Annotated in this window: 11 protein-coding genes; 6 read left to right on the forward strand and 5 right to left on the reverse strand. The window is 73.4% G+C overall.

Annotated features, from left to right (window positions below):
• Positions 1-125: 125 nt before the first annotated feature.
• A complete protein-coding gene (locus tag ACFVTF_RS02050) occupies positions 126-1,691 on the forward strand; it encodes a helicase HerA-like domain-containing protein (protein WP_387807829.1) in 1,566 nt (521 codons plus the stop codon).
• A gap of 69 nt (positions 1,692-1,760) precedes the next feature.
• On the opposite strand, the gene ACFVTF_RS02055 is transcribed toward ACFVTF_RS02050, so the two are convergent.
• Positions 1,761-2,927 (reverse strand): hypothetical protein, encoded by a 1,167-nt coding sequence (locus ACFVTF_RS02055; RefSeq protein ID WP_387807832.1) that lies wholly within the window; start codon positions 2,925-2,927, stop codon positions 1,761-1,763.
• A gap of 200 nt (positions 2,928-3,127) precedes the next feature.
• Between ACFVTF_RS02055 and ACFVTF_RS02060 the strand changes: the two genes are divergently transcribed.
• On the forward strand, positions 3,128-3,646 hold the full coding sequence (locus ACFVTF_RS02060; RefSeq protein WP_371518030.1) for a YbhB/YbcL family Raf kinase inhibitor-like protein: 519 nt from the start codon (positions 3,128-3,130) through the stop codon (positions 3,644-3,646).
• Between the two features lie 5 nt (positions 3,647-3,651).
• The gene (locus ACFVTF_RS02065) at positions 3,652-4,533 is read left to right on the forward strand and encodes a hypothetical protein (RefSeq protein ID WP_387807835.1); all 882 of its coding nucleotides are present in this window, start codon (positions 3,652-3,654) and stop codon (positions 4,531-4,533) included.
• A gap of 31 nt (positions 4,534-4,564) precedes the next feature.
• On the opposite strand, the gene ACFVTF_RS02070 is transcribed toward ACFVTF_RS02065, so the two are convergent.
• Positions 4,565-5,530, reverse strand: coding sequence for a helix-turn-helix transcriptional regulator (locus ACFVTF_RS02070; RefSeq protein WP_371518033.1), 966 nt, complete (start codon positions 5,528-5,530; stop codon positions 4,565-4,567).
• Positions 5,531-5,662: 132 nt separating this feature from the next.
• Between ACFVTF_RS02070 and ACFVTF_RS02075 the strand changes: the two genes are divergently transcribed.
• Entirely contained in the window at positions 5,663-7,183 is a 1,521-nt protein-coding gene (locus ACFVTF_RS02075; RefSeq protein WP_371518034.1) for an MFS transporter, read from the forward strand.
• A 139-nt stretch (positions 7,184-7,322) separates the two neighbouring features.
• Here ACFVTF_RS02075 and ACFVTF_RS02080 read toward each other — a convergent pair whose 3' ends face one another.
• On the reverse strand, positions 7,323-7,958 hold the full coding sequence (locus ACFVTF_RS02080) for an HhH-GPD-type base excision DNA repair protein (protein ID WP_371518035.1): 636 nt from the start codon (positions 7,956-7,958) through the stop codon (positions 7,323-7,325).
• Between the two features lie 345 nt (positions 7,959-8,303).
• On the opposite strand from ACFVTF_RS02080, the gene ACFVTF_RS02085 reads away from it, so the two are divergent.
• Complete coding sequence (locus ACFVTF_RS02085) at positions 8,304-10,724, forward strand: germacradienol/geosmin synthase (protein WP_387807839.1); 2,421 nt, start codon at positions 8,304-8,306, stop codon at positions 10,722-10,724.
• 76 nt (positions 10,725-10,800) lie between these two features.
• Here ACFVTF_RS02085 and ACFVTF_RS02090 read toward each other — a convergent pair whose 3' ends face one another.
• Positions 10,801-11,487 (reverse strand): ArsR/SmtB family transcription factor, encoded by a 687-nt coding sequence (locus tag ACFVTF_RS02090; protein ID WP_371518037.1) that lies wholly within the window; start codon positions 11,485-11,487, stop codon positions 10,801-10,803.
• 155 nt (positions 11,488-11,642) lie between these two features.
• A complete protein-coding gene (locus ACFVTF_RS02095; RefSeq protein WP_387807842.1) occupies positions 11,643-12,395 on the reverse strand; it encodes a TetR/AcrR family transcriptional regulator in 753 nt (250 codons plus the stop codon).
• 233 nt (positions 12,396-12,628) lie between these two features.
• Here ACFVTF_RS02095 and ACFVTF_RS02100 point away from each other — a divergent pair, with 233 nt between their 5' ends.
• Positions 12,629-14,152, forward strand: coding sequence for an MFS transporter (locus ACFVTF_RS02100; protein ID WP_387807845.1), 1,524 nt, complete (start codon positions 12,629-12,631; stop codon positions 14,150-14,152).
• Positions 14,153-14,226: the final 74 nt, after the last annotated feature.

Below are 14,226 nucleotides of genomic sequence, written 5' to 3' on the forward strand. Positions count from 1 at the left end.
GGACGATTGCGACTGTTTGATGGGAAATGTCGCGAACATCGCCCGGTTCCGATCGGGACACGGCCCGTCCGGGACCGGGTTCCGGGCCCGCCCCGCCTCCCCGCACCGCCCAGGAGAGTGCCCCGATGTCCTCCGCCCCCACCCCGCCGGCCGTCCGGGAGATCGCCGACGGGTACGCCTTCACCGGGCCCGCCCTCGACCTCGGCGCGGTGCTGCTGGACGGCACCGCCTACCCGGACGCCCAGGTGCGCATCCCGCTCGGGGTGCTCAACCGGCACGGGCTGGTCGCCGGCGCCACCGGCACCGGCAAGACCAAGACCCTCCAGCTGATCGCCGAACAGCTCTCCGCCCAGGGCGTGCCGGTGTTCCTCGCCGACGTCAAGGGGGACGTCTCCGGCATCGCCGAGCCCGGCGCGCCGAGCGATCGCACCGCCGCCCGCGCGGCCGAGGTCGGGCAGCAGTGGACCCCGCAGGGCTGCCCGGTCGAGTTCTACTCGCTCGGCGGCCAGGGCGCCGGGATCCCGATCCGCGCCACCGTCACCAGCTTCGGGCCGCTGCTGCTCGCCAAGGTGCTCGACCTGAACGAGACCCAGGAGTCCTCGCTCAGCCTGGTGTTCCACTACGCCGACACCAAGGGCCTGGAGCTGTACGACCTCAAGGACCTCACCGCCGTCATCGCCTTCCTCGCCTCGCCCGAGGGCAAGGAGGAGCTGAGGACCATCGGCGGCCTCTCGTCGGCCACCGCCGGGGTGATCCTGCGCGCGCTCACCGTGCTGGAGAACGAGGGCGCCGGGGCGTTCTTCGGCGAGCCCGAGTTCGACACCGCCGAACTGCTACGGACCGCCCCGGACGGCCGGGGTGTCGTGTCGGTGCTGGAACTGCCCGCCGTCCAGGACCGGCCGCGGCTGTTCTCCACCTTCCTGATGTGGCTGCTCGCCGACCTCTACCAGGAACTGCCCGAGATCGGCGACCTGGACAAGCCCAAGCTGGTGTTCTTCTTCGACGAGGCGCACCTGCTGTTCAAGGGCGCCTCCAAGGCCTTCCTGGAGGCCATCACCCAGACCGTCCGGCTGATCCGTTCGAAGGCCGTGGGCATCTTCTTCGTCACCCAGTCCCCGCGCGACGTCCCCTCCGACGTGCTCGCGCAGTTGGGCAACCGGGTGCAGCACGCGCTGCGCGCCTTCACCCCGGACGACGCCAAGGCGCTCAAGGCCACCGTCTCGACCTTCCCGCGCTCCTCCTACGACCTCGGCGCGGTGCTCACCTCGCTCGGTACCGGCGAGGCCGTGGTGACCGTGCTCTCCGAGAAGGGCGCGCCGACGCCGGTCGCGGCCACCCGGCTGCGGGCACCGCAGTCCCTGATGGGGCCGATCGAGGCGGGCGCGCTGCGGGCCGTCGTCGACGCCTCGCCGCTGACGGCGCGCTACCGGGACGCGATCGACCGGGAGTCGGCGTACGAGAAGCTGGCGGCGCGGGCGGCGCGGGCGCCCGCGCCGGAGGCCGCCGCACCGGCGAGGGCGCCGAAGGAGCGGGAGCCCGCCCCGCGGCGGGAGGAGCCGAAGGGGGCGGGCGGGCTGCTCGACTCGCTGTTCAGCAACCCGACGGTGAAGTCCCTGGCGCGTTCGGCCGGGAAGCAGCTCGGGCAGGAGATCTCGCGCAGCCTGTTCGGGACGTCCAAGCGGCGGCGGTAGCGGTCGGGCCCCGTGGTGCCTAGGTCCTGTCCGGTCGATCTTGCCGGGCCAAGATCGACCGGACAGGACCTAGCCGGCCAGGGCGGCGCCGATCCGGTCGAGCGAGGACAGCCGCATCAGGCCGTAGTTGTAGAACTCGACCTCGGGGACGCCCAGTTCGCGCAGGGTGGCGATCTTGGCGGCGAGGTTCGCCGGACCGTCGCAGTCCGAGGCCATCGGCCGCAGGATCACCGCCATGTCCTGCGGGCGGACGCCGTGCAGGGCGAACGCGGCGATCTTCTCCCGGACGGCCTCCGGGGTCTTCGCGTAGCCGAGCGTCTCGATCTGGTCGGTCGCCCCGGCGAGGGCGGGCAGGTCGATGCCGGACAGCCAGCCCTTGCCCGGGCCGGCGCCGTCCATGAAGCTCAGCCGCATGCCGTGGCGCCGGGCCTCCTCGGTCAGTTCGGCGGCCAGCGTGGTGACGGTGGTGGTGGCGGCGTCCAGGTAGGCGGCCAGGGCGCCGTCCGCGAGCGCGCTCAGGTCGGCGGGTTCGGCGGCGGCCGCCTCGTCGGCCAGCCGGCGGCGCAGCTCGGTGCGGACGGCCTCCGCGACCTCCTCCGCCGGGACGCCCGCGCGGGTGGCGGCGGCGCGGCAGTGCGGGCAGAAGCAGATGCCGAGCAGCGCCTCGGCGCCCGCGCCCAGCTCCTCGAAGTAGCGCTCGTGGTGGTAGCCGTGGCGCAGCCCGTGGAAGTGCAGGGACTCGGCCCGGATCGCGTCCACGCCGTACCGGGCCAGCTCGGTGACCAGGGTCCGTGCGTACTCCCGGACCTCCGGGTGGGCCGGGCAGAGCTCGGTGAGGTGGCGGTCGCCGAAGGCGTTGGCCGGGGCGCAGTCCGGGTGGGCGAAGCCGAGCCGGTCGTTGTGGCAGAACACCGTCCAGGCGTGCAGCTTCAGCCCCCGGCGGCGGGTCTCGGCGGCGGCCTCGGCGAAGGGGTCGCGGTCGCCGATCGCGGTGGACGGGGCGGGCGCCAGCCGACGGCCCTGCCAGCGGGCCGGATCGGGGCGGAAGTAGGCCGCGCCGGGCTCCAGGTAGCGGATCACCCGGTGGGGGTTGTGCGGGAAGACGTCCCGGGCCTCGTGGTAGACGGAGGCGAGGGTGACGCCGCCGACCCCGGCGCGGTCGGTGAGGTTGCCGAAGAAGGTGTCGGCGCCCTCGTCGAGCAGGTCGGTGGCGAAGGCGAGGACGGACGACTCCACGGTGCGGCTCCGGAGCTGGGGGCAGGGGTGCTGTCCACGCTAGTCGCAGGCGCCGGATTGGTCTATACCTGGCAATTCGAGCGGCCCGGGCCCGAACGAGGGGCCGCCGGACCGGACGGGCACCCCTATTACAGTGAGCCGTGTCCTTCAGCGTCCTTCAGCCCGAGGCCGTCCACGGCCCGTTGAGAGGTGACCACCCCATGAGCGTTCGCCCGCCGCTGCCGTACGACTTCCTGCCGCAGGTGCCGTCCTTTCCGCTGACCAGCCAGGACGTCACCGACGGCGGCACACTGGCCGGGGAGTTCAGCCACGCCGGCGGCAACCTGTCGCCGCAGCTGGCCTGGTCGGGCCTGCCCGAGGGCACCCGGAGCATCGCCGTCACCTGCTACGACCCGGACGCGCCCACCGGCTCCGGCTGGTGGCACTGGCTCGCCCTCGGCCTGCCCGCCGACACGGTCGAACTGCCGCGCGGCGCCGGCTCCTCGGACGACGACCTGCCCGGCGCGGCCTCCTTCCACGGCCGCAACGACTTCCCCGGCCACCAGTACGACGGCGCCGCCCCGCCGCCCGGCGCCCCGCACCGGTACGTGTTCGCGGTGCACGCCCTGGACGTCGAGAAGCTGGACGTCTCCGCCGACACCCCGGCGGCCCAGATCGGCTTCCACCTGACCTTCCACACGCTGGGGCGGGCGCTGCTCACCGCCGAGTACGGGGTCTGAGCACGATGGGCCACGATCCGGTCGAGGTCTGGCGGCTGCCCGAGGAGGACCGGTCGGCCGGTCGCAGGGCCGTGGCCTGGACGGTCGGGCCGGCCGGGGAACTGGCCGTCCTGGTGGTGCCGGAGCAGCGCCTGGCGCCGGCCGGATCCTGGCCGCCGGTCCGGCTGCCGTTCGACGGCGAGGTGGTCGTGGTCTCCCCGCGGGGGGAGTGGCGGGTGCCGCTGTCCGGCGTCCCCTGCTCGCCCGACCACCTCGGGCTGCTGCCGGGCGGCCGGGTGCTGCTGGCCGGGTACCGGGCCGATCAGGACGGGGAGGAATGGCTGCCCAACACGGCCGTGTACGGCGCGGACGGGGCGCTCGAACGGGAGCTCGCCCTCGGTGACGACGTCCGGGTGCTGGTGACCGACCGGGACGGCCGGATCTGGATGGCCTACGGGGACGAGGGCATCTACGGCGACCACCCGATGGCGGCCGCCGGGCTGCGGGCCGCCGACACCCACGGCCGGGTGGTGTGGAGCCCGGACAAGCTGCCGTCCCACCCGTTGGAGGGCCTGGCCGGCGCGACCGACGGCCGGAGCGCCTGGCTGGCCTGGTACCCGAGCTCGTCGGCCAGCCACCTCACCCGGATCGACGCGGTCGACCGGCCGTCCACCACCCTGCCGTGCCCGGTCCGGCTGCCGGTCGGCTTCGCGGTCCACGGCGGGCAGGGCGTCTTCCTGTCCAGCGGCGGCGAGTTGACCTGGTACCAGCTGATCGGCAAGGAGCGGAAGCAGACCCGGCGCCGGCAGCTGAGCGTGCCCGGCGCGCTCGACCGGGTGCGGGCGCACGGCCGGGACGGCGTGCTGTGGTTCCGCGCGGGGGACTGCTGGTACCGGATCGAGGCCTAGGGACTGCCCGGCGGATCCTGCCGGACGGTCCCTAGCCGCCCGCGCGGGTGGCCCGGTCGGCGCGGGCGGCCAGGGTGCGCAGGTGGGTGATCAGCTCCGGCGGCTCGTGCACCTCGAACTCGCAGTCCAGCGTCAGCAGCCGCACCGCCGTCCACTCCAGGGAGTCCGTGCGGGAGCGCAGCCGGCAGCGGTGCTCGTCGATCGGCTCGATCTCGGAGTCCCCCCGGGCGAAGTGCCGCCGGACGTCCGCGGCCGGGGCGTGCACGGTGGCGACCACGGCGCGGGCCGGTGACTGGCGGCGCAGCTTGCCCGCCACGTACGCGGCGGCGTCCTCGGCCGGGAGCGGGCGCGGGGTGAAGTGGGCGCCGGTGGCGCGGGGTTCGCTGAGCCGGTCGACGCGGAAGAGCCGCCAGTCGTCCCGGTCCAGGTCGTAGCCGACCAGGTACCAGCGGCGGCCGGCCGAGACCAGCCGCTCGGGTTCGACGTTGCGCCTGGTCTCGGCGCCGTCGCCGGCCCGGTAGGCGAAGCGCAGCCGTTCCCGGTTGGTGACGGCGCCGGCGAGCACGGTGAGGTCGTCCGGGTCGACGGTCGGGCCGTCGCCGGTGAGCAGCGGCATGGTGGCGGTGTTGAGCGCGCCCACCCGGTGCCGCAGGCGGCCCGGCAGCACCTGGAGCAGTTTGGCGAGGGCGCGGACCGAGGCCTCCTCTATGCCGACCACCGCGTGCCCGGCGGCCGCCCGCAGTCCGACCGCGATGGCGACGGCCTCCTCGTCGTCCAGCAGCAGCGGCGGCATCGCCGTCCCCGCGACCAGCCGGTAGCCGCCGACCGCGCCCATGGTGGCCTGCACCGGGTAGCCGAGGTCGCGCAGCCGGTCGATGTCGCGCCGGATCGTCCGGGGGCTGACGCCGAGCCGTTCGGCGAGTTCGCTGCCGGGCCACTCGCGCGGTGTCTGCAGCAGGGACAGCAGGTTCAGCAGCCGTGCGGGGGTGTCCGTCATGCCGTCCAGGATGCCGGACAACTGGGACAGGATCTGACCTATATGCCCCGTACCCTCGCGGACGTGCCGACGAGCAGGACGAGCAGTGCGAGCAGGACGAGCAGGACGAGCAGGACGAATGAGGAGTACCGAATGAAGACCGCGGACGCGGACCGACGGAGGTGGATCGCGCTGGCGATCGTGATGGTCGCCTCCTTCATGGACCTGGTGGACGTCACCATCGTCAACATCGCCATCCCCAGCATCCAGGAGGACACCGGCGCCTCCTTCAGCGCCATCCAGTGGGTCACCGGCGGCTACGCGCTGGCCTTCGCGATCGGGCTGATCACCGGCGGCCGGCTGGGTGACATCTACGGCCGCAAGCGGCTGTTCCTGATCGGCATCGGCGGGTTCACCGTGGCGTCCGCGCTGTGCGGCCTGGCCTCCGGCCCCGAGATGCTGGTCGGGATGCGGGTGCTCCAGGGCGGTACGGCGGCCATGATGGTGCCGCAGGTGCTGTCGATCATCCACGCGACCTTCCCGGCGGAGGAGCGCGGCAAGGTGTTCGGCATGTTCGGCGCGGTGGTCGGGCTGGGCGCCGTCTCCGGGCCGCTGATCGGCGCGCTGCTCACCGAGTGGGACCTGTTCGGCCTGGCCTGGCGCCCGATCTTCCTGATCAACCTGCCGGTCGGCATCGCCGGGCTGCTGCTCGGGCGCCGCTTCATCGACGAGTCGAAGGCCGAGCGGGCGCTCAAGCTGGACCTGGTCGGGGTGGCGCTGGCGAGCGTCGGCCTGCTGATGCTGATCTACCCGCTGACGCACGGGCGGGAGGCCGGCTGGCCGCTCTGGGGCTACCTGTCGATGGCCGGCAGCCTGGTGGTGTTCGCGCTGTTCGTGGCGTACGAGAAGGCCAAGACGCGGCGGGACGGCTCGCCGCTGGTCGAGCTGTCGCTGTTCCGGGTGAAGAGCTTCGCGGCCGGCATCGGCGTGCAGCTGGCCTTCGGCGTGGTCTGCGGGATCTTCTTCCTGGTCTGGACGCTGTACATGCAGCTGGGCCTCGGCTGGAGCCCGCTCAAGGCCGGTTCCACCGGCATCCCGTTCTCGCTCGCCGTCTCGGCGGCGGCCGGGCTGTCCGTGCAGAAGCTGGTGCCCCGCTTCGGGCGCCGGGTGCTCCAGACCGGCGCGCTGGTGATGGCGGCGGGCGTGCTGACGTACATCTGGGAGGCGGACCGGTACGGGACGGCGATCGCGCCCTGGCAGATGGCGCTGCCGCTGGTGGTGATGGGCCTGGGGATGGGCCTGATCGTCGCGCCGATCACCGACGCGATCCTGGCGGAGGTGCCGCGCGCGCACGCCGGTTCGGCGTCGGGGCTGATCAACACCGTCCAGCAGATGGGGAACGCGCTGGGGCTCGCGCTGGTGTCGGTGGCCTTCTTCGGGGCGATGGACGACGTGGTCGCGCCGGAGGCGATGGGCACCGCGTTCGGCGGGGCGTTCGTCCACGCGATGTGGTGGGTCGCGGGGGCGCTGCTGGTGGTGTTCCTGCTGATGTTCGCGCTGCCGCGGCGCAAGGCGGTCGCGCCGGCCGACGCGGCTGCGGCGGGCGCGGTGGACGCGCCGGCGACGGCGGGTGAGGCGGACCCGACGGACGAGCGGGAGCCCGTCCTGGCCTGACGGGCACTGCTGAGGGCCCCGGTCGCGCGGTGCGACCGGGGCCCTCGGCGCATCCTGGGAGGGCCATGGACCGTACGGAGGTGGACTCCTCGGCGGCTCGGCAGCGGCTCCCGGCGGGACCGGCCGGGCGATCGGAATTTCAGCGCGCCCCGGCCGTGCTCACCGCCGTCGTCCGGGTCGTGGTCTTCGCCGCGGACTTGGCCTCCTTCGCGGCGCGCTTCATCTCCTGCTTGAACTCCCGGACCAGGTCGAGGGATTCGGGCCCGGTGATGTCGGCGACCGAGCGGTGAGCGCCCTCCTCGCCGTACACGCCGGCCGCCTCGCGCCAGCCCTCCGGGCGCACGCCGTACTGCTTGCCGAGCAGGGCCAGGAAGATCTGCGACTTCTGCTTGCCGAAGCCGGGCAGGGCGTTGAGGCGGCTGAGCAGCTCCTTGCCGGTGCGGGTGTCCTTCCAGAGTGCGGCGGCGTCGGCGTCGTACTGCGCCACCAGGAACTGGCAGAGCTGCTGGACCCGTTTGGCCATCGCGGCCGGGTAGCGGTGCACGGCGGGCTTCGCGGACAGCAGGGCGACGAACTCCTCCGGGTTGTACACGGCGATCTCCCGGGCGTCCAGGTCGTTGCGTCCGAGCCGCTGGGCGATGGTCAGCGGACCGGTGAACGCCCATTCCATCGGCACCTGTTGGTCGAGCAGCATGCCGACGAGCGCGGCCAGCGCACTCCGTCCGAGCAGTTCGTCGGCCTCGGGCTGCTGTGCGAGCCGGACGGTGACGTTCATGGGCTTGCCCTCCTCGGAGTTGACGTCGGGTCGGCGCCCAGTCTGGTGGACGGGGTGGGGGCGGAGGCGGTCAACACGCCCGTAGCAGGGGAAGTCTTGGAGTTCCAGGGCCTTGGCGTGGCTGGCTTGTTCGTTGGCGGAGCGACCGCCTGGGACACCCGATCCGGCGGTCGGGAGAGCCCGCGGAATACTTTTTGCCCGCGTCGGGTGGCGAGGAGGCGGGTGGCGCGGGCGGGTTGGGGGGAGGTAGGTCATTTTGTATGACTGTTTCTGTTGCGCCGGTGCTGCTACCCGCCGACGGGCCATTCTTGGTGCAATCGACGCGTCCAGAAAGGCTCGCCCGCCGTGACCCAGCCGTTCGAACTGCCGTCCTTCTACGTGCCGCACCCGGCACGCCTCAACCCCCACCTGGACGAGGCCCGGGCCCATTCCTCCGTCTGGGCACGGGAGATGGGCATGCTGGAGGGCTCCGGCATCTGGGACCAGGCCGACCTGGACGCCCATGACTACGGCCTGCTCTGCGCCTACACCCACCCCGACGCCTCCGCCGAGGCGCTCTCGCTGGTCACCGACTGGTACGTGTGGGTCTTCTTCTTCGACGACCACTTCCTCGACATGTTCAAGCGCACCAACGACCGCGAGGCCGGCAAGGCGCACCTCGACCGGCTGCCGCTGTTCATGCTGGCCGACCCGGCCACCCCGATGCCGGAGCCGGAGAACCCGGTCGAGGCGGGCCTGGCCGACCTGTGGCGGCGCACCGTGCCGGTGATGGGCGAGGACTGGCGGATCCGCTTCGCCGAGAGCACCCGCAACCTGCTCAACGAGTCGCTCTGGGAGCTCGCCAACATCAACGCCGGCCGGATCTCCAACCCGGTCGAGTACATCGAGATGCGCCGCAAGGTGGGCGGTGCGCCCTGGTCCGCCCAACTGGTCGAGTACGCGGCCGGCGCCGAGGTCCCGAAGGAGGTCTCCGGCTCGCGCGCGCTCCGGGTGCTGATGGACGCCTTCTCGGACGGTGTGCACCTGCGCAACGACATCTTCTCCTACCAGCGGGAGGTGGAGGACGAGGGCGAGCTGAGCAACGGCATCCTGGTGCTGGAGAAGTTCCTGGAGTGCTCCACCCAGGAGGCCGCCGAGGCGGTCAACGACCTGCTCACCTCACGGCTCCAGCAGTTCGAGAACACCGTGTTCACCGAACTGCCCGTGCTGTTCGCCGAGACCGGGCTCGCCCCCGAGGGCCGCGCCCGGGTGCTGGCGTACGTCAAGGGCCTCCAGGACTGGCAGTCCGGCGGCCACGAGTGGCACATGCGTTCCAGCCGGTACATGAACGGCGGTGGTGCGGCGGCCGGTTCGGGCACCGGCGTCGCGGCGGGGACGGGCGGCGCGCTGCCCGGCACCGGCAACTGGTGGGACCCGTTCGCGATCGCCGGGGTGGGCACCTCGGCGCTGGACATCCTGCGCAGTGGGGCGATGGGCGGCGGTGGACCGGCGGCCGGCCCGGCCGGTCCGGGCGGTGTCGGACCGGCCGTCCGGCGGGCCCGGTCGCACGGCCACGTGCCGTACCAGCCCGTCGGACCGTCCCGACTGCCCGAGTTCAAGCTGCCGTTCGAGGCCACACTGAACCCGCACCTGGACGGCGCGCGGGAGCGGGTGATCGAGTGGGCCGAGCGGATGGGCCTGCTGGCGGAGCAGCCCGGCATCCCCGGATCCGGCATCTGGGACGCCGCGTCCATGCGGGACTACGACCTCCCGCTCTGCGCGGCCGGAATCCACCCGAACGCCACCGCCGACCAACTCGACATCTCCTCGGCCTGGTTGGCCTGGGGGACCTGGGCCGACGACTACTACCCGGTGGTCTTCGGACGCACCCGCGACCTGGCGGGCGCCAAGCTCGCCAACGAGCGGCTCCCGCTGTTCATGCCGGTGGACGGCAGCCCCGCCCCCGAGCCCGCCAACGCGCTGGAACGCGGCCTCGCCGACATCTGGGAGCGCACCGCCGGCCCGATGGCGGCGGACGCCCGGCGGAAGTTCCGCCGGACCGTCGAGGACATGACCGCGAGCTGGATCTGGGAGCTCAACAACCAGGTGCAGAACCGGATTCCGGACCCGGTGGACTACCTGGAGATGCGCCGCGCCACCTTCGGCTCCGACCTCACCATGAGCCTGTGCCGGCTCGCCCACGGGAAGGCCGTGCCGCCCGGGGTGCACGAGCACGGCTCGATGCGCTCGCTGGAGAACTCGGCCGCGGACTACGCGTGCATGATGAACGACCTGTTCTCGTACCAGAAGGAGGTCGAGTACGAGGGCGAGGTGCACAACGCCGTCCTGGTGGTGCAGAACTTCTTCAACTGCGACTACCCGTCGGCGGTCCGGATCGTCGACGACCTGATGCACTCCCGGCTGGACCAGTTCCAGCACGTCGCGGAGAAGGAACTCCCCGTCCTGTACGACGACTTCGCGCTGGAGCCGGAGGCGCGGGAGCTGCTGGACGGGTACGTGGAGGAGCTGGAGAACTGGCTCGCGGGCATCCTGGTCTGGCACCGGGGCTGCCGCCGGTACCGCGAGGAGGACCTGGTGCGGCACTTCGGCGCGGAGCGGGTGCTCAGCGCGGGGGCGACGGTCGGGGACCTGCCCGGGCCCGCCGCCGTGCCCGCCTCCAGGCCCGCCGCCGTGCCGGTCGGCCCGACCGGGCTGGGCACGGCCTCGCTGCGCCCGCCGCTGGCCGGCGCGGCTCCGGCCGGCGGCGGGGTGGCGGCCCTGGGCTGACCGGTGGGCCGGCCGGTGGACGGGTGGACGGGTGGGCGGACCGGTGGACGGGTGGGCCGGCCGGTGGGCGGAGTGCTCAGAGTTCGACGCCGAGCAGCTCGCGCAGTGCGCGGCCGCCGTCCGGGGTGATCCGCAGGGCCCGGCCGGAGCCGATCCGCTCCACCCAGGAGCGCTCCAGCGCCGTCCGGCAGAGCGCCGCGCCCAACGCCCCGCCGAGGTGGCTGCGGCGCTCCGTCCAGTCCAGGCAGCTGCGCACCACCGGCCGCCCGCCCCGGCGGCCCGCCCGCTCGGGCAGCTCGATCGCCTGCGCGGCCAGCCAGGCCCGGCCGCGCCCGGTGACGGCGAGCCCGGCGTCGTCGGTGAGCAGGCCGCGGGCGAGCAGCGCGTCCGCGACGGCCACGCCGAGCCGGCCGGCCAGGTGGTCGTAGCAGGTGCGGGCGCGGGCCTCGGCGCTCTGCCGGGTGGCCTCGCGCAGGCCGTGCGGGGCGGGCCGGTCGCCCTGGCCGGCGAAGGCGGCGAGGTCCTCGATCAGGGCGGCGACCTCCGGGGTGGCCAGCCGGACGTACCGGTGCCGCCCCTGCCGCTCCTCGGCCAGCAGCCCGCCCGCGATCAGCCGCGACAGGTGCTCGCTGGCCGTCGACGGCGCGACGCCCGCGTGCCGGGCCAGCTCGCCGGCCGTCCAGGCGCGGCCGTCGAGCAGCGCGGTGCAGAACGCGGCGCGGGTCGGGTCGGCGAGCAGGGCGGCGAAGGCGGCGAGCGACATACCTCCATGGTCGCGCCGGCACGGTTCGGCGCGGGCCGAACCGTCGGCGGCGGTCGGTGGCGCGGTCGGCGGGGCGGCCGGCGGCGCGGTTGGCGCGCTTGGTCCGGGGTCGGGTTGCGCCGGGGTCCGGGCGTCGAGCTGGAAGTGATGCCCCGTCAACTGGCGTGACGAGCCCGCTGGTTGGCCTCGATGCCGTCCAGGATCAGTCGGACGCCGTTGGCGAAGCCGCTGTCGCGGGTTCCCTCGGTCGCCTCGTCGACCTCGGTGGCGTACAGGCGGTGCAGGCGTGGGAAGTCCCGGGTGGCCTCGATGACGGCGGGCAGGAATTCGTCCATCCAGCCCTGCTCGTTCCGGCCGTGCCGGGCCAGTGTGCTCAGCCAGGCGGACTCCACGCTGGCCGTCCCGATGACGTAGCCGAGCAGGACCCCCATCGCGTCGTTGGCCTCCGTCGCGGTGAAGCCGGCCGCTTCCAGGAAGGTGAGCAGGGCCTCGGAGAGGCGCATCCAGTTGGGCCCGAAGTAGACGAGGCCGAGGTCGCCGAGCACCGACACCATCCACGGGTGGCGCAGGACGGTCTCGCGGACGCTGTCCGCGCACTCGGCGAGGGTGAGGCGCCAGTCCGTCGGGTCCGTGTCGGCGACCGACGGGATCAGGACCTTGCCGAACACCTCGTCGACGATCAGGGCGAGCAGTTCGTCCTTGTTGGCGACGTGGGTGTACATCGAGGTGGCGCCGGCGTTGAGGCGGGCGCCGAGCTTGCGCATGCTCAGGGCTTCGATGCCGTCGCTGTCCAGGATGGCCAGGGCCTCCGCGACGATCTGGGCCCGGCTGAGCGCCGGCTGCTCGCGCCGGGGGCGCTCGGGGCGGCTCCACGGTGTCCCGGGCGCGTCCTTCGACCTGGCCGGCATCCGGCCCTCCTCTCGGTCTTCGCCCGCCTGTGCTCGGCTCGGCTGCTCCGTTCAGCATAAGCCGCGCCGCACACCGTACGGCGTTGCGAACACTGTGCGGTCTCCGTACAGTGTGCGGTGTCCGCACGGTGTGCGGAGCGAGGCGCGCCGCGGCCGTGGGGACGGACCGCGGCGCGCCCGCGCAGACTTTCGTCCGGCTGCGGCCGGCGCGCTCACTTCGAAGGGGGACCGCGGTGGACCGTCAGCCGCGCCGCTGGCTCATCCTGGTCGTGCTCTGTCTCAGCAGCCTGGTGCTGGTGGTCGACAACATGGTGCTCACGGTGTCCATCCCGCAGATCGCGGCGGACCTCGGGGCCGGGGCCCAGGACATCCAGTGGATCATCGACTCGTACATCCTGGTCTTCGCGGGGCTGCTGCTCACCTCGGGCAGCCTCTCCGACCGGTTCGGCCGGCGGAAGGTGATGATCATCGGGCTGGTGGTGTTCGGCGCCGCCTCCCTGGTCGCCGCCGTCGCCGACAGCCCCGGCCAGCTCATCGCCGGACGCGTGCTGATGGGCGTGGGCGGAGCCCTGGTCATGCCGAGCACGCTCTCCATCCTGATCACCGTCTTCGACGCCGAGGAACGGCCCAAGGCGATCGCCGTGTGGAGCGCGGTGGCCATGATCGGCATGGTCGGCGGGCCGGTGCTCGGCGGCGCGCTGATCGCGCACTTCTGGTGGGGCGCGGTCTTCCTGCTCAACGTGCCGGTCACGGTGGTCGCCGTCATCGCGGCGGTCGTGCTGATGCCGGAGTCGAAGGGGCCGTGGCGCCGGCCCGACCTGCCCGGCATGGTGCTCTCGATGACCGGGATGACCGCGCTGGTCTGGTCGATCACCGTGCTGCCCCGGGACGGCCTCACCAGCCCCGGCACGCTCGGCCCGCTCGTCGTCGGGGTGCTCGCGCTGACCGGGTTCGTCGTTCGCCAGATCCGGACCGACTCGCCGATGGTCCCGCTCAAGCTGTTCCGCAACCGGGTGTTCACCGGGGCCAGCTTCTCGCTCGTCCTGCTGACCTTCGCCACCGGCGGCCTGATGCTGGTCCTCACCCAGTACCTGCAGTTCGTGCTGAAGTTCTCGCCCACCGACACCGGCCTGGCGTTCCTCCCGCTGGCCGTCGCCTCGCTGGTGTTCAACGCCCTCGGCGCCGTGCTCAGCAAGAAGGCCGCCCCGCGGGTGACGACCTCGGTCGGAATGCTGGTCATCGCGGCCGGGTTCGGGCTGCTGGCCACGCTCTCGGTCGGCGACGGCTTCGCCAAGGTCGCCCTGGCCATGCTGGTGCTGGGCGCCGGCTCCGGCCTCGCGATGCCGGCCGCGTCCAACGCGCTGATGGGTGCGATCCCCGGCGAGCACGCCGGCGTCGGCTCCGCGCTCAACGACACCATCCAGCAGTCCGGTTCCGCACTGGGCGTGGCCATCCTCGGCGCCGTCCTGTCCAGCACCTTCACCGGTTCGATGCCCGCCGACGCGCCCGCCGCCGGGAAGCACGCGATCACGGACGCGCTCGCCCTCGCCGCGAGCACCGGGGACGGCGGACTGGCCGCCGCCGCGCGGGACGCGTTCAACACCGCGGCCTCCGTCACCTTCACGGCGGGCGGGATCTCCGTCCTGGCGGCCGCGGGGCTGACCCTGGTGCTGATGCGGGACGGCCGGAAGACCGCTCCGGCGGCGGGCCCGGTCGAGGACGTGGCGGAGGCGGGGGTCGTCCAGCGGGTGGGCTGAGCCTGCTCGGTCTGCCCTGCCCTGCCCTGCCCTGCTTGCCCTGCCTGGCCCGGCCCCGCCTCGGCCCCGCCCGC

Source organism: Kitasatospora sp. NPDC057940 (genome assembly GCF_042887425.1).
GTDB lineage: Bacteria > Actinomycetota > Actinomycetes > Streptomycetales > Streptomycetaceae > Kitasatospora.

Excerpts from the sequence above, each read along its gene's own strand:
- ACFVTF_RS02070 (WP_371518033.1), bottom strand. The coding sequence starts at position 5,530 with ATGACGGACACCCCCGCACGGCTGCTGAACCTGCTGTCCCTGCTGCAG.
- ACFVTF_RS02090 (WP_371518037.1), bottom strand. The coding sequence starts at position 11,487 with ATGTCGCTCGCCGCCTTCGCCGCCCTGCTCGCCGACCCGACCCGCGCC.
- ACFVTF_RS02050 (WP_387807829.1), top strand. The coding sequence starts at position 126 with ATGTCCTCCGCCCCCACCCCGCCGGCCGTCCGGGAGATCGCCGACGGG.
- ACFVTF_RS02080 (WP_371518035.1), bottom strand. The coding sequence starts at position 7,958 with ATGAACGTCACCGTCCGGCTCGCACAGCAGCCCGAGGCCGACGAACTG.
- ACFVTF_RS02065 (WP_387807835.1), top strand. The coding sequence starts at position 3,652 with ATGGGCCACGATCCGGTCGAGGTCTGGCGGCTGCCCGAGGAGGACCGG.
- ACFVTF_RS02075 (WP_371518034.1), top strand. The coding sequence starts at position 5,663 with ATGAAGACCGCGGACGCGGACCGACGGAGGTGGATCGCGCTGGCGATC.
- ACFVTF_RS02060 (WP_371518030.1), top strand. The coding sequence starts at position 3,128 with ATGAGCGTTCGCCCGCCGCTGCCGTACGACTTCCTGCCGCAGGTGCCG.
- ACFVTF_RS02095 (WP_387807842.1), bottom strand. The coding sequence starts at position 12,395 with ATGCCGGCCAGGTCGAAGGACGCGCCCGGGACACCGTGGAGCCGCCCC.